The organism is Mycolicibacterium llatzerense (genome assembly GCF_025331195.1).
GTDB classification, from domain to species: domain Bacteria; phylum Actinomycetota; class Actinomycetes; order Mycobacteriales; family Mycobacteriaceae; genus Mycobacterium; species Mycobacterium llatzerense.
The window spans coordinates 508,441-525,158 of the sequence record NZ_LXOV01000001.1 but is presented as its reverse complement, the minus strand read 5'-3'; the positions used below and the strand labels follow the sequence as shown (position 1 = coordinate 525,158).

Here is a 16,718-nt window from a genome sequence, read left to right as displayed (position 1 = left end):
GACTCATGGAGAAAATCTCGCTGACCGCTCTGGCGCGCCAGCATCTGGACATCGCGCGGGATGGGAACGGTGGGCGCAGTGCTCACACGATCTTCGGCGGCCACGAGCACGCGTTGCGGCAGACGCTGATCGCTCTCGCCGACGGCAATGAGTTGGCCGAACACGAGAGCCCCGGCGAGGCCACCCTTCAGGTACTGCTGGGCCGAGTGCGGCTCGTCGCCGAGCAGGCCAGCTGGGACGGTATGGCCGGCGACCACCTCATCATCCCGTCCACCCGGCACAGCCTGAAGGCGCTCGCCGACTCGGTGGTGCTGCTGACGGTGGTCAAACAGCCTGCGCGTTAGGTGGAATGGACGTCATCGCGCGCTCGGCGAGCGCGGTGATGGTCAGACTCGGATTGGCACCCACATTCGCCGGGACGGCCGCACCGTCGGTGACCAGCAGGTTTTCATAGCCGAACACGTGGTTGCGGCTGTCGACCACACCCGTCTCCGGAGAGGCGCCGATCACCGCGCCGCCGAGGATGTGGGCCGTCGACGGGATCGCGAAGATGCCCTCCGTCACGCCGGTGTACGGAACGCCGCCCATCCGCCGAGCGAACCATTTCGCCGCGTCGTAGGCGGCCGGCACGAAATCCGGGTTGGGGTTGAGCGGGTCCTGCTCGGTCGTCAGCGCGACGTTTCCGTTCGGCAGCCGCATCTTGACCTTCAGGCGCATCGCGTTGTCGATGGACTGCATGACCAGCAGGATGATCGTGCGGCGTGAGGTGCCCTTGATCTTCCATGCGGCCAGGGCTGCCTTCGGGTTCTTCGCCGCGGCGGCCAGGAAATGAAGTGGCCTGGTGCCGCGCTTGCCGGCCTCGATCATCAGGTTGAACAGCATCGACTGGGTGTCGCCGCCCTTGCCGTACGTGACGACCTCGATGTGGGTGGTCGGGTCGGTGTAGATACTCGACGTGATTGCGATCGAGTGGGTGAAGTCGTCGGGGTAGCCCTCGGGCGCCATCACCGCCATGATCGATTCGCTGTTGGTGCGCACCACATACCCGAGGCGGTCGGAGATGTTCGGCAGCGAACCGCTGAGCTTGCAGCGCTGCAGCAGCCGGTTGGTGCCCAAGGCCCCGGCCGCGACGACGACGCCGCGGGCACGCAGCGTCTCGCTGGTGCGCTTGCCCAATGCGCCACTCTTGCGGTGTGTCACTTCATATCCCGCTGAACCGTCGTCATCGAGCGGCTTGATGTCGGTCACCGCGCGCTCGCTGAAAATGCGGACCCCGAGCTTCTCGGCGAACCACAGGTAGTTCTTCCGCAACGTGTTCTTCGCACCGTGGCGACAGCCGACCATGCACGAACCGCATTTGATGCAGCCCGTCCGGTCGGGTCCGTCGCCGCCGAAATACGGGTCCGGCACCGTCCGGCCCGGCTGCCCGAGGAACACGCCCACATGCGCGCGGCGGTAGGTGTCGCCGACACCGATCGACTTGCCGTACTCCTGCAACAGCAGGTCTGCCGGCCCGTCGTCGTCGTACTCGACGACGCCCAGCATCCGTTCGGCCTCGTCGTAGTGCGGCGCCAGCTCGGTTTCCCAGTCGGCCAGGCCCTTCCACTGCGAGCTCTCGTAGAAATTCGGGAAGGCCCGGTAGAGCGTGTTCGCGTAGCCGAGGCTGCCACCACCGACACCGCAGCCCGAGCCGATGAAGATGTCCTTGAACAGCGTCAGCCGCAGGATGCCGCGCATCCCGAGCTGCGGCGCCCAGTAGTAATTCTTGGCGTCCTTGGTCTCGTCCGCGAAGTCGGCATCCTCGAAGCGCCGCCCGCATTCGAGAATCGCTACGCGGTAACCCTTTTCGGCCAAGCGCAGCGCCGAGACGCTGCCGCCGAAACCGGACCCGATGACCAGCCAGTCGTAGTCGTACGTCATCTGTGACCTCCGCAATCGGCGAACTGCGAAGAGCCTATGCCCTGATTGCTGGGACTGACTAGATAGCGGGCCCCAGCAGGTCGTCGGCGTCCTTGATGACGTAGCCGTACCCCTGCTCGGCCAGGAAGCGCTGCCGGTGTGCGGCGTACTCGGCGTCGAGGCTGTCGCGCGAGACCACCGAGTAGAACACTGCGCCGCCACCGTCGGCCTTCGGGCGCAGCAACCGGCCCAGGCGCTGGGCCTCTTCCTGTCGCGACCCGAAGGTGCCCGAAACCTGAACGGCCACAGACGCTTCCGGCAGGTCGATGGAGAAGTTGGCGACCTTCGACACCACCAGGGTGCGCACCTCACCGCGTCGGAACTGATCGAACAGCGCTTCGCGTTCGGCGTTCTTGGTCGAGCCCTGGATCACCGGGGCGTCCAACTCCTGGCCGAGTTCCTCCAACTGGTCCAGATAAGCGCCGATCACCAGGGTCGGTTCATCAGGATGACGGGCCAGGATCGACTTCACCACCGCGATCTTGGTATGCGCCGTCGAGCACAGCTTGTAGCGCTCCTCGGGTTCGGCCGTCGCGTACGTCATGCGCTCGTTCTCGGTCATGGTGACCCGCACCTCGACGCACTCGGCCGGCGCGATCCAGCCCTGCGCCTCGATGTCCTTCCACGGGGCGTCGTACCGCTTGGGCCCGATCAGGGAGAAGACGTCGCCTTCGCGGCCGTCTTCGCGAATCAGGGTGGCGGTCAAGCCAAGTCGGCGCCGGGACTGCAGATCGGCCGTCATCCGGAACACCGGTGCGGGCAGCAGGTGCACCTCGTCGTAGATGATCAGGCCCCAGTCGCGGCTGTCGAACAGTTCCAGGTGCTTGTATTCGCCCTTGGTGCGCCGGGTGATGACCTGATACGTCGCGATGGTGACGGGCCGAATCTCCTTGCGTTCACCGGAGTATTCGCCGATCTCCTCTTCGGTCAGTGAGGTGCGCGCGATCAGTTCGCGCTTCCACTGCCGGCCGGCGACGGTGTTGGTGACCAGGATCAGCGTCGTCGCCCCGGCCTTGGCCATCGCCGCCGCGCCGACCATGGTCTTGCCCGCGCCGCAGGGGAGGACCACGACGCCGGAGCCGCCCGCCCAGAACGAATCCGCGGCCAGCTCCTGGTAGTCGCGCAGCTTCCAGCCGTCCTCTTCCAGCGTGATCGGGTGCGCTTCGCCATTGACGTAACCCGCCAAATCCTCGGCGGGCCAACCGATCTTGAGCAGCATCTGCTTGACGCGGCCGCGCTCGGACGGGTGGACGATGACGGTGTCGTCGTCGATCTGGGCGCCCAGCATCGGGGCGATCTTCTTGTTGCGCAGCACCTCGGTGAGCACCGCGCGGTCGAAGCTCACCAAGGTGAGCCCGTGCGCGGGATGCTTCACCAGCTGCAGGCGCCCGTATCGGCCCATGGTGTCGACGATGTCGACCAGCAGCGGCTGCGGCACCGCGTAGCGGGAGTGCGACACCAGCGCGTCGACCACCTGCTCGGCGTCGTGGCCCGCGGCGCGCGCGTTCCACAGCGCCAAGGGCGTGATCCGGTAGGTGTGCACGTGCTCGGGCGCACGCTCCAGCTCGGCGAACGGCGCGATCGCCGCCCGCGCCGCCCCGGCCAGCGCATGGTCGACCTCGAGCAGCACGGTTTTATCCGACTGAACGATCAGGGGTCCGTCAGTCATGTGCGATCCATTCCATTACTCGCTCGCAGGCCATCCGATCCATTATCCAGACTTCTCGGAGTGGCCCAGATTCCGTCAGTCCGGCGCCACCACCGAGGTCACCCGGTGGATGGCGAATTCGCGGACCCGGCCGGCGGCCGGGTCGTAGGCGGTCAGCTGGCCGCCGCGGACGTTGACCGGCGACACCACCCGCTGCGTGGCGACCCCGGCGGCGTCGACGTAGCCGATCACCACCGACGACTGGGTCACGGCGGCATCGGTGAGCAGCGAGATCGCCGCGGCCGGATCGAGTCGCTCGCCGTTGCCCCCGCGGCCAGTCTGGCGCAGGACGGCGACGATCGCGCCGAGCGTCTTCGGGTTCGGCGGCTGCGGGTGCCGGAAGCTGCGACGGTGTATCGGTGTGGACACCCGCGTGCCGAGCGGGCGCAGGTCGACGATGGTGCCCGACCAGTCCTCGGCGGCCGGGGCGAAGCCCGCGGTGCGCAGGCCGGCGAGCACGTCGGCGATCGGGGCCGGGGACACCGCGACGGTGGGGGCCAGGGCCCGCAGGCTCAACTGCTCGAGGGTGGGGGAGGCCAGTGCCTGTGCCAGCAGGGCGGGGTCCTCACACCGCACGAACGACGATGCCATGCCCACCCGCAGCTGTCCGTGCCGCCGGGCCACGTCGTCGATGAGGTAGCTGAGGCCTTGCGGCACCGGCGTTTTGGAGTGCCGGGCGAACAGGGTGTGGATCTCGCTGGCGGTCCTGCCGGTGTCCAGGGCACGCCGGATGGACTGCTCGCTGATGCGATACACCGTTGCCGCGCCGGCGGATTCGATGTCGGCGACGACCGCCAGCTGATCGGCGAGGTCGCGTTCCAGCGGTCCGGGGACGACGACCGTCAGGTCGGCCTGCAGCAGGAAATGGTCGATGGGGTCGGGCAGTGCCGCGGCCATCGCGGCGGTGACCTCTTCTTCGGGCGCACCCGCCAGCAGCAGCCGGATGGGGCCGGCGACGGCGCCGCGGCCGATCATGCCCAAAGCGTGTGCCTCGGTGAGCAATTCGTCGGTGGGCTCGGGTTGCAGCCGGGCGGTCCAGCGCGGCCGGCGCCAGAGCATCGCGGCGGACGCCGCGGCAGTGTCCATGGTGCTGCCCGGCGGCAGCTCGGCGAGCACCGTCAGCAGCAGCCGGCGGTCCAGCGGAGCCGCCGACGAGTACAGCGCATTGGTCAGGGCGGCATAGGGCTTGCCGTCAGGGCCACGCTTGCCCACCAGGCCGGGCCGGCCCGGCAGGTCCAGCCAGGTGGTGGCCAGCAGATGCCAGCGCGTCGCGGCGCTCGATTCGATGAACCGGTCCGCGGCCACGGTGGGCGCCCAGTAGGGGCCGTCGTCGTAGTCGTCGGAGTCCGGGATGCCCGACGCGATCAGCGTGGCCGACGCGCACAGCTCAAGGATCAGCGACAGCCGCCCTTCGTCGATGCCGGTGACCTTGGTCAGCCGCTTGGCGTCGCGCACCCCGAGGCCGCCGCTGCGCAGCTCGGGAACCGGTGTGGCCGAGAGAGTTTCGAGGACCAGCTCGACCTCGCGCAGCAGGTCGATGGCCGAGCCGGCCGCCGCAGCATCGACGTCCGCCGGCGCCAGCACGGGCGACGACGGAGCCGGTGGAGTCAACGTCGTCGGCCCCGGTGGCTGACCGCGCAGCACCTGGCCGACGAGTCGCGGCAGGATCACCGTCTCGTCATCGATCCGGCGCAGCAGTCCGGCCGCGATCAGCTGTGGCACCGGGCGGTCGTCCGGCGTGCCGGGGGCCGCGTCCTTGGTTCGGCCGATCGGTGATCCGTCGGCCAGCCGCTCCAGCAGATCGCGCTGCGGGGTATCGATACCGGCCAGCTTCCCGGCGATGCCGTCGCCGTCAGGGTCTTCGACCGTGACCTGCCCCGGATGCCAGGGCAGCACCGACGCCGCCTCCGAGACCACCCGCACCGAGGTGTCGCCCCACACCAGCCCGCGGGTCCGCAGCTCGTCGAGCGCCGAGGTGACGATCTTCTTGGTGGCCCGGCCGGCCAGCAGTTTGAACAGGGCTCCGGTCGGCACGGCGATGCTGGTGGCCTGCAGCGTCAGCAGCGCGTCCAGCACCGCCAGCTGCAGGAAATCGAGATCGTCCGTCGCGGCTTTGACCGACTGCCGGGACTGGGCCCGGGCGGCCAGCGCCGACAGGGTCGCCGGTGGCGGCTGGGTGAGGTCAGGTCGGGCGCTGAGCAGCTGTACCAGCTGCGCATCCGACATGTCGGCCAGCCAGGAGCCCAGCGGCACACCCGGGGATTCGTCGATCATTGCTGACCAGCGTAAAGCAGCCTCCCGGCCTCGCCAGCGGGCGCGGCGCCTGCCACAATGTCATCCGTGGCTGAGAAGAAGAAGAACCAGTACGTCGACAACGGCTGGCCCGAGGTGGCCGACGACGATCACGCCGTCAGTGAGCTCGCGACGGACCGTACCGGCGCCCTGTCTCCGTTCGGTGACGTGGAGTTCCCGCTGCCGGCCGAGCGGCTGCCGTACATGCACCCGGTCACCGTCGTCAACAAGTAGCCGTGGAGCTCTCGCACCTGGACGAATCGGGTGCGGCCCACATGGTGGACGTGTCCGCCAAGGACGCCACCCGACGGACCGCCGTCGCGGCGGGCGTCCTGCACACCCGCGCTGACGTCGTCGACCTCATCACCAGCGGTGGCCTGCCCAAGGGCGACGCCCTCGCGACGGCCCGCGTCGCCGGCATCATGGCCGCCAAGCGCACGAGCGACCTGATCCCGCTGTGCCACCAGCTGGCGCTGACCAAGGTCGAGGTGGCCTTCGAGACGAGTGCGGGTGCTGCCGATATCGGAATCACCGCGACGGTGCGCACCACCGACCGCACCGGCGTCGAGATGGAAGCCCTCACCGCCGTCAGCGTCGCGGCGCTGACGCTGTACGACATGATCAAGGCCGTCGACCCGGCCGCGCGCATCGATGACATCCGGGTGCTGCGCAAGGAGGGCGGCAAGACCGGTCTCTGGGAGCCGGCGTGAGCCGTACCGCTCGCGTCGTCATCGCCTCGACCCGGGCCGCCGCCGGCGTCTACGAGGACCGCACCGGCCCGCTGATCGTCACCTGGCTCGCTGAGCGCGGGTTCGACGTGCCCGGACCGGTCGTCGTCACCGACGGCGCGCCGGTCGGCGCTGAACTGCGCCGCGCCATTGCCGACGACGTGGACGTCGTCCTCACCTCAGGTGGCACGGGAATCTCCCCGACCGACGCCACCCCGCAAGCCACCCTCGAGGTCCTGGACTACCAGATTCCCGGGCTGGCCGATGCGATCCGCCAGTCCGGCCTGCCGCACGTCCCGACCTCGGTGCTGTCCCGTGGTGTGTGCGGCGTCGCCGGCCGGACGTTGATCGTCAACCTGCCGGGTTCGTCCGGGGGAGTGAAGGACGGGCTGGGCGTGCTGGCCGGGGTGCTGGACCATGCGCTCGACCAGCTCAGCGGAAAGGACCATGCCGGGTGATCGTGCTCCGTGCCGACCTCAGTGAATCGCCGATCGACGTCGCCTCCCACGAGGCGCTGGTCGACCACAGCGGCGCGGGAGCGGTCGTCAGCTTCGCCGGCGTCGTGCGCAATCACGACGGCGGCCGTGGGGTGACGCGCCTGGAGTACTCGGCGCACCCGTCGGCCGCGGAGGTACTGGCCGAGGTCGCCGCCGAGGTCGCCGCCGCCTCCGAAGGCGTGCGGGCCATCGCGGTCAGCCACCGGATCGGCGTCCTCAACATCGGCGACGCGGCCCTCGTCGCGGCGGTCTCGGCCGATCACCGCGCCGCTGCGTTCCGGACCTGCGCGCTACTGGTCGACACCGTCAAGGAGCGGCTGCCGGTCTGGAAGCACCAGTTCTTCACCGACGGCACCGAAGAATGGGTCGGCTCCGCCTGACTTCCGCCGACCGGCCACTTACGACCCGCGTTCGACGTATATCCGTGCCGTAACTGGCCACTCGGCAAAAAGAAATCGCCCCGGTCGATGACCGGGGCGATTTCTGTTTGTCGGTGTTACTGGGCCGGAGCCGGGGCGATGTCGGCAACCGGGGCCGGGCCGGGCGCCGGAGCGTTCGGCGGAGCCGGGACGCTGCCACCCGGGGTGCCGGTCCGCGTCGAGGCGACGGCGAGCAGAGCGTCACGTCCCGAGATGTCGTTGTTCTGGACCGCGTGCCACAGCTGCTTGAGGTAGCTCATGTTGGCGCTGTCGCCGGTGTCGGTCGGCTCCATGGTCGAACCCGGAGGCAGGTTGGTCGGGCTGGCCAGGTGCGGCGTGCCGTTCGGCGGGGTCTGCAGCGCGGCGGGGGCAGCCGGCGCGGGGGCCGGGGCCGCGGCGTCAGCAACCGGAGCCGGTGCGTCGACGACCGGGGCCGGGTCGGCCGGCAGGTCCTGCTTGGCGTGCAGTGCCCAGACGCCGGGCTCGGCGGGGGCTTCGGTGGTGTCCCAGTTGGCGGCCTGGATCACGGGCGCCGGGGCCTCGACCGGGGCTTCCGGGGCAGGTGCTTCGACGACGGGAGCCTCGGGCGCGGGGGCCTCGGGCACGTCCAGGACCGGCGCCTCGGGGGCGGGGACCTCGTTGACGACGTTGACGATCGCGGGACCCTCGGGGGCCTCAGGTGCGGGTGCGTCCAGCGGAGCGGCGGCTTCCTGCACCGGCGCCGGATCGGCCGGGGTGTTGAGCTCAGGGTTGTCCAGCGTGACGGCCGGGGCCGGCTTCGGGGTGTTCACCACGTTGCGCGGGGTGGAGCTGGAGAGGCCGGTGCCGCAGACGGGCCAGGCGCCACGGCCCTGGCGGGCCAGGACGCGCTCGGCGACGGCGATCTGCTGGTCCTTGCTGGCCATGTTCGCGGCCGGGGCGTACTCGCCACCGCCGTGTGCGCTCCAAGTGCTCGGCGAGAACTGCAGGCCGCCCTGGTAGCCGTTGCCGGTGTTGATGGCCCAGTTGCCGCCGGACTCGCAGCGGGCTACCTGGTCCCATTCGCCGTCGGTCGCTGCGCTCGCCTGAGCGGCGAGGGCGATGCTGCCACCGCCGAGAACAGCGCCGGTGAAGGCGATCTTCGCAACGCTGACGCTGGACGTGGTCGGTTTACGGTGGCGTCCACTCATAGAAAAGCAGTCCTCTCGTCAACGCCTGCGAGGTCAGCTGTCGGGTTCGGGCTGGAGAGGTTGCCCGGCCTGCAAAGCAGGCTTCACCCCAAGGAGCCGAGGCTCCTGGTCCTGATTTCTTCGGTGGACCGGTTGGGTCCCCCGCCTCCATCCACGGTTTGTCGTCGGCCGCACTTGATGGATGGAGCTAGGCGTTTCAAGTGCGGGTGCCAAAGGGTCGCTCTGGCTTGAGAGACGACGGTATCGGGTCCGGTGGGTTCCGTCACTTCGGCGGATTTTGGGCGTTTCGGGCCAGGGCAAATTATGAGAGGACTTTAAAGCCGCTGGCTGTTTCGGCGTTTTCGCAGGTATTGACGCCGGTCAGCGGCACCACAGCCAGGTCGTTATCGATTCGTTATGTGAGGCATTTCACAATTAGCCGCCGGCGAAGGGGGGTAACACATCGACCGTCTGAGCTGTTGCGAGCGCGGAGTTCAGATCGCGCACAGCGACGCCGTCGCGCAGAAACGAGCAGCGTGTCAGCACTTTTGCCACATCTGCCCCACGCGTACCAATGGAGTCCACCAGATCGCGGACGGTTCCACCCTCAGGAAGCCGCAACGTTTCGGTCTCGATTCCGGTTGCGGCCTTCGCGGCGGCGAAATAGCGCACCGTCACCAGCAATTCGGTCAACCTCAGCCGCCGATCGCACTCATCGGGCGGTCCGGCTGGACGAACCCCGGATCGTTGATGCCGTGCCCTGCCGGCTTGGCCCACATCGCCGCCCGCCAGGCGGCCTCCAGCGCATCGTCGTCGGCGCCGCCCCGCAGCAACGCGCGCAGGTCCGTCTCCTGCTGGGAGAACAGACAGCTGCGCACCTGACCGTCGGCCGTGAGCCGGGTGCGGTCACACGTGCCGCAGAACGCGGCGGAGACCGACGCGATGACGCCGACGGTGCCGAGCACCGCCCCGTCGTCGTGGACCTGCCAGAGCTCAGCAGGTGCCGAACCCCGCGGCGCCGGGTCCGGGCGCAGGGTGAATTCGGCGCGCAGGGCCGCCAGAATCTGCTCGGCCTGCAGGACCGAACCGCGCTCCCAGTGGTGCCCGGCATCCAGCGGCATCTGCTCGATGATCCGGAGCTGGTACCCGTGCTCGAGACAGAAGCGCAACAGCGCGGGGGCGTCGTCCAGGCCCGTCTGCGGATCGAGCACCGCGTTGACCTTCACCGGGCTCAGCCCGGCGTCCTTCGCGGCAGTCAGGCCGTCGAGCACCTCGGGGAGGCGCCGGCGCCGGGTGATGGCCGCGAACCGGTCCGGGTCGAGGGTGTCCAGTGAGACGTTGACGCGATTGAGCCCGGCCTTCTTCAATGCCGCGGCGCGCTTGGCCAGTCCGATCCCGTTGGTCGTGACGGCGATCGCCGGACGCGGCTCGAGTGCGGCCGCCGCTGCGACCACGTCCTCCAGATGCGGAGACAGCAGCGGCTCGCCGCCGGTGAACCGCACGCCGGTGATGCCCAGACGGGTCACGGCCACCCGGATCAGCCGGGTGAGCTCTTCGAGAGTGAGTAGGTCGGCGCCGGGCAGCCAGTCCAGGCCCTCGGCCGGCATGCAGTAGGTACAGCGCAGGTTGCAGCGGTCGGTGAGCGACACCCGCAGGTCGGCGGCGACGCGGCCGTACGTATCGATCAGCGGCCCGGATTCCGGTGCTGAACCGACGGGCCGTGCGACGGTGGGCAGGCCGAGGGGCGTGAGCGTCATTGCTGCCAGGCTGGTGCGGGGTGCGCCTGATCGACCGGCACGATCTGCTTGCCGAGCGGCAGTAGCGACACCGGGATCAGCTTGAGGTTGGCCAGGGCCAGGGGGATACCCACGATGGTCAGGGCCTGGGCGATGGCCGTGGCGATGTGGCCGAGCACCAACCACCAACCGCACAGCACCAGCCAGATCACATTGCCGACCAGCGCACCCGGGCGCGGGCCGGGCTTGTCGACGACCGTCTGGCCGAACGGCCACAGCGCGTACACGCCGATGCGCGCCGCGGCGACGCCGAACGGGATGGTGACGATGAGAATGAAGCAGATGAGGGCGGCGAGGAAGTAACCGAGCGCCAGCCAGAAGCCGCCGAAAACCAGCCAAATGATGTTCAGGACCAGGCGCATGTCACCTCCTACAGGTAGAACCTTCAGTCTACTGAGTAATGGGGATGCTGTGATCTGAGGTGGCCGAGTAGAATCAACGTCAACGCGTCCTGCGTCGGTGGGGCGCTTTCGTTATGTAACCGCATGTTGAGAACGAGCAGGTGAGACCAGTGCCAAGCGGCCGGGTTAAGTGGTACGACACGGAGAAGGGCTTCGGCTTCCTCTCTCAGGAAGAGGGCGAGGACGTCTACGTCCGGTCTTCGGCGCTGCCCGACGGGGTCGAAGGTCTCAAGGCCGGTCAGCGCGTCGAGTTCGGCGTCGCCGCCGGGCGCCGCGGTCCGCAGGCGCTGAGCCTCAAGCTGATCGACCCGCCGCCGAGCCTGTCGCGCACGCGTCGCGAGGCGTCGGCCCCTGAGCACAAGCACACGCCCGACGAGCTGCACGGCATGGTGTCGGACATGATCACGCTCCTCGAGGATGCGGTGCAGTCCGAGCTGCGCCGGGGCCGTTACCCGGACAAGAAGACCGCCCGCAAGGTGTCCGAGGTGGTCAAGGCCGTCGCGCGCGAGCTCGACGCCTGATCCCTGCGCCGAACGTTGGCTTGTGTTCGAAACTCGACTGATTTCTCGCACACAAGCCAACTTTGGGCGGGCAGACTGGGGACGTGTCCTACGTCAACCCAGGTACTGAATACACCCGCGACACGAACTACATCAGCACCCGGATCACTGCCGATGGCCGTGACGGGTACCCCGTCGAAGCCGGCAGGTACCGGCTGATCGTGGCCAGGGCCTGCCCGTGGGCCAACCGCGCGATCATCGTTCGTCGGCTGCTGGGCCTGGAAGATGTGCTCTCCATTGGCTTTTGCGGTCCGACGCACGATCAGCGCAGCTGGACGTTCGACCTGGACCCCGGCGGTGTGGACCCGGTGCTGAAGATCCCGCGGCTGCAGGACGCGTACTTCAAGCGCGACCCGGACTACCCCAAGGGCATCACGGTGCCGGCGATCGTCGACGTGCCGACCGGCGCGGTGGCGACCAACGACTTCCCACAGCTGACGCTGGATCTGTCGACCGAATGGACGGCCTATCACCGTCCCGGTGCGCCGCAGCTGTACCCGGAGCACCTACGCGCCGAGATCGACGAGGTGGCGCGTCGCATCTATACCGAGGTCAACAACGGCGTCTATCGCTGCGGGTTCTCGGGCTCGCAGCAGTCGTACGACGCCGCCTACGACCGGCTGTTCGCCGCGCTGGACTGGCTGACCGAAAGGCTCAGTGGCCAACGTTATCTGGTGGGGGACACCATCACCGAGGCCGACGTACGGCTGTTCACCACGCTGGCCCGGTTCGACCCCGTCTACCACGGGCACTTCAAATGCAACCGGTCCAAGCTCACCGAGATGCCGGTGCTGTGGGCGTACGCCCGGGATCTGTTCCAGACGCCGGGCTTCGGCGACACCGTCGACTTCGTGCAGATCAAGCAGCACTACTACATCGTGCATGCGGACATCAATCCGACGCGGATCGTGCCGAAGGGTCCCGAGCTGGCCGACTGGCTCACGCCGCACGGCCGGGAAGCGTTGGACGGCAGGCCTTTCGGTGACGGCACACCACCCGGCCCGGTCCGTGCGGGCGAACAGGTGCCGATCGGCCACGGCGCCTGACCCCTACGCCGAGTGGCCACCTGTGACGCGGAAATCGCGAAAACCCGTGCGACAAGTGGCCATTCGGCGGTTACGGCCAGACGGTCCGCACCGACCATTCGGCGTGCGGCAGCGGGAACTCGTTGCCGTCGGAATCCCTTGCCAGCGTGGGCAGCTGGACGGCGAGCCCGAGCAGCTTGCCGTGATGCGGGTCGACGGTCGGGATCGTCACGGCCAGCCGCTTGTCCGGCCGAAACTCGCTCACTGCCGAGCCGCCGTCCTCGTAGGCGAGCAGCAGCACCCACGGTGCGCGTGCGATGGCCTGCGGCACCGAGAGCTGAATGGGATGCCGCGCCGTCACGTGCAGCTCGCCCGTCGTCGCGGGGACGTCGCATGCCTTCAGGTGCACGTCGCAGTAGCGGTACGGCCCGACCCGGGCCAGCTGGCCGTCGGTGAAGGCGCTGATCTCGGGGAAGTCGGGGCCCTGGTGCCGCGTCATCCGCCAGACCAGGACACCGGTGGCCGTCGCAGACAGCACCGCGACGACTGCCAACAGTGCGAGAACTCGTTTCATATCCGTCCTTGGCGCGCCCCGGGCATTGCCGCGGGATCGGGCCGTGGTCCTTCCTGTTCGGCTAGTACGGGCCGGTTGCCGCCGAGGCCCGGGATCAATGAGCCTCCGTTGTAGCTCACCAGGGTCTGGGCCAGCCCGGGGATCAGCAGGGCGCTGATCGCGGTGAACCCGACCCAGAGGTCGGTATAGATCAGCACACCGATGGCGCCGCCGATCACCCAGGCCAATTGCAGAACGGACTCGGACCGGCCGAAGGCGGACGCCCGGGACTTTTCGGGCAGGTCGTGTTGCAGTGACGCGTCCAGAGATGCCTTGGAGATCGCCGTGGCCGCCGAGGTGATCAGTGCGGCCGCCGCGGCCACCATCAGATTGCCGGCCACCGCGGCGGCGATGGCGCATGCGGTGACGATGACGGTCGCGCGCACGACCACCTGCGCGGGATGCCCCAGCTTCAGCCGGGCGCTGGCGATGTTGCCGGCGATGTTGCCGATGCCCGCGGCTGCCCCGATGAGGCCGAGGATCTTCAGCTGCTCCCACGCGCCCGCGTCGTGCGACTTGGCGACGAACGCCGGGTACAGGAACAGGAATCCGACCAGCGCCTTGATGGTGCAGTTGCCCCACAGCGACGTGATGATGTTGCGGCCCAACGGCTGCCGTGGAGATTGATCGTGATGCGGATGCCGGAGCTGCTCGGTCGGCGCGTGGTACGACAGCGTCGCCGGCACCTCGCCCTCGGTGACTTCGACCCATTTGGGGATGCGCATCGTCAGGACCGCACCCGCGACGGCCACGACGGCGACGACGTAGAGCGCGCCCGGCAGGTGCATCAGACCGAAGGTGTACTCGAATGCGGCCGCGAGGCCACCGCCGAGCCCGGTGCCACCCAGCAACCCGAACATGGTGAGCCGGGAATTGACCCGGACCAGGTCGATGCTCGGCGGCAGCACGCGCGGCGTCACCGCACTGCGCAGCACGCTGAACGACTTGGACAGCACCATCATGCCCAGCGCGCACGGGTACAGCACCCAGGGCGGATAACTGCCGGTGGCGCCGTCGTAGTTGCCGATCAGCACCAGTGCCAGCACCACGCGCAGCGCGAACGACACCGCCAGGGCGACCCGGCGGCCGTGCTGCACCCGGTCCAGCGCCGGCCCGATCAGCGGGGCGATCACCGCGAACGGCGCGATGGTGATCAGTAGGTACAGGGCCACCTTGCTCTTGGACTCGCCGGATGCCGCCGCGAAGAACAAGGTGTTGGCCAGCGCGATGCCCATGGCCGCGTCCAGCGCGTTGTTCGCGACGACCGGCCAGGTCAGCGCCGTCAGGCCGGACTTGTCTGCGCCGTCGGCGGTGGCGGCGCGATGCACCAGCCCGTACACCTTGGTGCCCATCTCGCGACTGCGCTGGGCGGCGGCGCGGGTGACGGTGATCTTCTCGCCGCCCGCGGGGCCGCCGCGCCGGTCGTCGTAGTCACGGCGCCGCTCGTCCCGGTCATCGTCGTAGCCACGGTCGTAGCCGGCACCATCGTGGTGGTCGTCGTCCAGCGGCGGCAGCCACCGGTTGTCGCTGTGCGCAGATGAGCCCCGGGGCGGCGGACGGCGTCGTGAATGATCGGGATCGCTCGGGTAGTTGGCCATGCCGGGATGCTCTTCGTCATGGCGGCGCGGTGGGCGCGGCGGGTAGTAGCGGGGATCTCCCGACCACCCGGCGTCCCGCGGTCCACTCATGAGCACGATTGTTCCCCATGCTGCCGACAGCGGCGCGCAGGCAGGCGGTGTGGCCTTGTCCTGGGTGGTCAGGCAGTATTGATCGCGATGGACACGCCCAATGACACCGAATCGGCAGCCGTGACGCCGGACGAGTCGACGCCGACGGAGGCGCCGGTCGAGGTGCCGGCCGCTGAAGCCGCCGCGGAAACCGTGGAGGCCGTCGAAGTTCCCGCTGAGGCAGTGGAATCCGCCGACGTGCCGGAGACCGTCGACGAGCCGCAGCCGCAGGCCGCTGCCGACGAATCCCCGTCCGCCGAGGCTCCGGCTGTGGAGACCGACGATGCGCCGGAGGCCGAAGCAGCCCCCGAGCCGGTTGTCGAAGAGGCCGACCTACCGGACCTGACCCCGATCCTGATGGGCGCGGTCGATCAGGCCCGCGCCGCGATCATCGAATTCAGCGGCGACGGCGTCGTCGGCGACTACCTGGGCGCCAGCTTCGACGACCCGGCCTCGGTGACCCATCGTTTCCTCGCCTCGATGCCCGGCTACCACGGCTGGCAGTGGGCAGTGGTGCTGGCGACCTATCCGGGCGCCGACCACACCACCGTCAGCGAAGTGGTCCTGGTGCCGGGTCCGGATGCGCTGCTGGCCCCGCAATGGGTGCCGTGGAATGAGCGCGTGCAGCCGGGCGACCTGAGCCCCGGTGATCTGCTGTCTCCGCTGCCCAACGATCCGCGTCTGGTGCCGGGTTACCTGGCATCCGGTGATCCTGAGCTTGACGACGTCGCTGCTGAGATCGGGTTCGGCCGCAAGCAGGTGCTCAGCGACTGGGGCCGGACGGATGCCGCGCAGCGCTGGCAGGACGGCGACTTCGGACCGAACGCCGCCATGGCGCGCGCCACCCGACGAACCTGCCGTGGCTGTGGCTTCTTCGTGCCGCTGTCGGGGTCGCTCGGCCTGGTGTTCGGTGTCTGCGCCAACGAGCTGTCCGCGGACGGACGCGTGGTGTCGGCAGAGTACGGCTGTGGCGCCCATTCGGACACGCCGCCGCCGGAGCCCATCGGCTCACCGGCGTTCGAGCCGTTCGACGACGGCGTGCTCGACCTCGGTACTTAGTTCGAGGAGCCCTCGGCCGCGGCCTTGATCCGGCCGAGCGAGGTCTTCATGCCCTCGACCAGTTCCACTTCGAAGTTGGGCACTCCACCCATGAAGCGGTTGATCAGCGTGCTGGAGATCGGTTTCACGGCTTCCGCGTGCCTGCTGACGGTGACCTTGGTACCGGTGCCGGAGGGCTCGAGGTCGTAGGTCCACTCGGTGTTGTTGGTGTTGACCCGGAACGACAGCTTCTGCTGCGGGTCGAGTGCCGTGATGGTCGCGGTCGTCGGCCAGAACAGCGCACCCCGCCGGTTGACGTTGACGGTCTTGGTGCCGACCTTGACGGCGCCGATCGCCTTCATGGTCCGACACTGCGGGCTCCACTTGGGCATGTTGCCGAGGTCGGAGATCAGAGCCCAGACCTTGGCCGCCGGCGCGTTGATGGTGATGTCTGCCTGCAGCAGAGGTGTTTCTCCAGCCATCGGACTCTCCCTTGTCGAGACGTTGGGTCAGCGCAGGCCGCGTTGGGCACCACGTGCGCCCCGACGGGCTGCGCTGCGTTGCCACAGAAATATAGATGTGCCGAGTACGCCGACACCGAGACCCGCGACGGTCACCGGACGCCAGTCGTGCAGGGCCGCGACGGTGAAGGCCAAGACCACCGCGACCAGCCAGCCCACAGCGATCACCACGATCACCGGAACCGGGTCGAGGAGTCGGTCGGGGAGAGCGGGCGGCTGTGGTGCCGCCGGGTGTTCGTGCGCGGGCGTGGCCATCTCCTCTAACGCTAGTCGATCGATCGGTACG

General features: G+C 68.8%; 19 protein-coding genes and 1 riboswitch. Of the genes, 8 read left to right on the top strand and 11 right to left on the bottom strand.

The window, feature by feature from the left end; translation table 11 throughout:
• The first annotated feature begins 5 nt into the window (after window positions 1-5).
• The gene (locus tag A7G45_RS02875) at window positions 6-344 is read left to right on the top strand and encodes a cupin domain-containing protein (protein ID WP_043390515.1); all 339 of its coding nucleotides are present in this window, start codon (window positions 6-8) and stop codon (window positions 342-344) included.
• Here the strand turns inward: A7G45_RS02875 and A7G45_RS02870 are convergent.
• The 3 genes from A7G45_RS02870 to A7G45_RS02860 all read right to left on the bottom strand — a co-directional run bounded on the left by A7G45_RS02870 (window position 325) and on the right by A7G45_RS02860 (window position 5,941).
• Entirely contained in the window at window positions 325-1,920 is a 1,596-nt protein-coding gene (locus A7G45_RS02870) for an FAD-dependent oxidoreductase (protein ID WP_260933437.1), read from the bottom strand. The genes A7G45_RS02875 and A7G45_RS02870 overlap by 20 nt on opposite strands.
• 58 nt (window positions 1,921-1,978) lie before the next feature.
• Window positions 1,979-3,628, bottom strand: a complete 1,650-nt coding sequence (locus tag A7G45_RS02865) for a DNA repair helicase XPB (RefSeq protein ID WP_260933434.1) — start codon at window positions 3,626-3,628, stop codon at window positions 1,979-1,981.
• A 75-nt stretch (window positions 3,629-3,703) separates the two neighbouring features.
• Window positions 3,704-5,941, bottom strand: a complete 2,238-nt coding sequence (locus A7G45_RS02860) for a helicase-associated domain-containing protein (RefSeq protein WP_260933432.1) — start codon at window positions 5,939-5,941, stop codon at window positions 3,704-3,706.
• A 57-nt stretch (window positions 5,942-5,998) separates the two neighbouring features.
• Here A7G45_RS02860 and A7G45_RS02855 point away from each other — a divergent pair, with 57 nt between their 5' ends.
• Genes A7G45_RS02855 through A7G45_RS02840 form a run of 4 tightly spaced genes read left to right on the top strand, consistent with a single transcriptional unit; the run spans window position 5,999 to window position 7,564 of the window.
• Window positions 5,999-6,193 carry a hypothetical protein gene (locus A7G45_RS02855; protein WP_043988086.1) on the top strand — a complete coding sequence of 65 codons (195 nt, stop codon included), beginning with the start codon at window positions 5,999-6,001 and terminating at the stop codon, window positions 6,191-6,193.
• Window positions 6,194-6,195: 2 nt separating this feature from the next.
• Window positions 6,196-6,669, top strand: coding sequence for a cyclic pyranopterin monophosphate synthase MoaC (gene moaC, locus A7G45_RS02850; RefSeq protein ID WP_043390524.1), 474 nt, complete (start codon window positions 6,196-6,198; stop codon window positions 6,667-6,669).
• Window positions 6,666-7,145 (top strand): MogA/MoaB family molybdenum cofactor biosynthesis protein, encoded by a 480-nt coding sequence (locus A7G45_RS02845; protein WP_260933422.1) that lies wholly within the window; start codon window positions 6,666-6,668, stop codon window positions 7,143-7,145. Before moaC ends, A7G45_RS02845 begins: the two co-directional genes overlap by 4 nt.
• Entirely contained in the window at window positions 7,142-7,564 is a 423-nt protein-coding gene (locus A7G45_RS02840; protein ID WP_260933420.1) for a molybdenum cofactor biosynthesis protein MoaE, read from the top strand. Before A7G45_RS02845 ends, A7G45_RS02840 begins: the two co-directional genes overlap by 4 nt.
• A gap of 116 nt (window positions 7,565-7,680) precedes the next feature.
• Here the strand turns inward: A7G45_RS02840 and A7G45_RS02835 are convergent, their stop codons facing one another.
• The 4 genes from A7G45_RS02835 to A7G45_RS02820 form a co-directional block, all read right to left on the bottom strand.
• On the bottom strand, window positions 7,681-8,772 hold the full coding sequence (locus tag A7G45_RS02835; protein ID WP_260933417.1) for a transglycosylase family protein: 1,092 nt from the start codon (window positions 8,770-8,772) through the stop codon (window positions 7,681-7,683).
• Window positions 8,773-8,779: 7 nt separating this feature from the next.
• Window positions 8,780-8,952: riboswitch (cyclic di-AMP (ydaO/yuaA leader) on the bottom strand.
• Between the two features lie 234 nt (window positions 8,953-9,186).
• Window positions 9,187-9,444 (bottom strand): MoaD/ThiS family protein, encoded by a 258-nt coding sequence (locus A7G45_RS02830; protein ID WP_260933415.1) that lies wholly within the window; start codon window positions 9,442-9,444, stop codon window positions 9,187-9,189.
• 2 nt (window positions 9,445-9,446) lie between these two features.
• The gene (moaA, locus tag A7G45_RS02825; RefSeq protein ID WP_260933412.1) at window positions 9,447-10,508 is read right to left on the bottom strand and encodes a GTP 3',8-cyclase MoaA; all 1,062 of its coding nucleotides are present in this window, start codon (window positions 10,506-10,508) and stop codon (window positions 9,447-9,449) included.
• Window positions 10,505-10,909 (bottom strand): YccF domain-containing protein, encoded by a 405-nt coding sequence (locus A7G45_RS02820; protein ID WP_260933410.1) that lies wholly within the window; start codon window positions 10,907-10,909, stop codon window positions 10,505-10,507. The genes moaA and A7G45_RS02820 overlap by 4 nt, the downstream gene beginning before the upstream one ends.
• Before the next feature lie 149 nt (window positions 10,910-11,058).
• Between A7G45_RS02820 and A7G45_RS02815 the strand changes: the two genes are divergently transcribed.
• Entirely contained in the window at window positions 11,059-11,469 is a 411-nt protein-coding gene (locus A7G45_RS02815) for a cold-shock protein (RefSeq protein ID WP_043390536.1), read from the top strand.
• Between the two features lie 83 nt (window positions 11,470-11,552).
• Window positions 11,553-12,554, top strand: a complete 1,002-nt coding sequence (locus A7G45_RS02810; protein ID WP_260933405.1) for a glutathione S-transferase family protein — start codon at window positions 11,553-11,555, stop codon at window positions 12,552-12,554.
• Between the two features lie 70 nt (window positions 12,555-12,624).
• Here the strand turns inward: A7G45_RS02810 and A7G45_RS02805 are convergent, their stop codons facing one another.
• Together A7G45_RS02805 and A7G45_RS02800 are read right to left on the bottom strand one after the other, a co-directional pair.
• Window positions 12,625-13,107, bottom strand: a complete 483-nt coding sequence (locus A7G45_RS02805) for a DUF2771 domain-containing protein (protein ID WP_043390538.1) — start codon at window positions 13,105-13,107, stop codon at window positions 12,625-12,627.
• The gene (locus A7G45_RS02800; RefSeq protein WP_260933403.1) at window positions 13,104-14,834 is read right to left on the bottom strand and encodes an MFS transporter; all 1,731 of its coding nucleotides are present in this window, start codon (window positions 14,832-14,834) and stop codon (window positions 13,104-13,106) included. The genes A7G45_RS02805 and A7G45_RS02800 overlap by 4 nt, the downstream gene beginning before the upstream one ends.
• A gap of 396 nt (window positions 14,835-15,230) precedes the next feature.
• Here A7G45_RS02800 and A7G45_RS02795 point away from each other — a divergent pair, with 396 nt between their 5' ends.
• Window positions 15,231-15,932 (top strand): DUF3027 domain-containing protein, encoded by a 702-nt coding sequence (locus A7G45_RS02795; protein ID WP_260937921.1) that lies wholly within the window; start codon window positions 15,231-15,233, stop codon window positions 15,930-15,932.
• Here the strand turns inward: A7G45_RS02795 and A7G45_RS02790 are convergent.
• Entirely contained in the window at window positions 15,929-16,393 is a 465-nt protein-coding gene (locus A7G45_RS02790) for an SRPBCC family protein (protein WP_043390543.1), read from the bottom strand. The two genes, A7G45_RS02795 and A7G45_RS02790, sit on opposite strands and share 4 nt — an antisense overlap.
• 27 nt (window positions 16,394-16,420) lie before the next feature.
• Entirely contained in the window at window positions 16,421-16,687 is a 267-nt protein-coding gene (locus A7G45_RS02785) for a DUF2530 domain-containing protein (RefSeq protein ID WP_043983892.1), read from the bottom strand.
• Window positions 16,688-16,718: the final 31 nt, after the last annotated feature.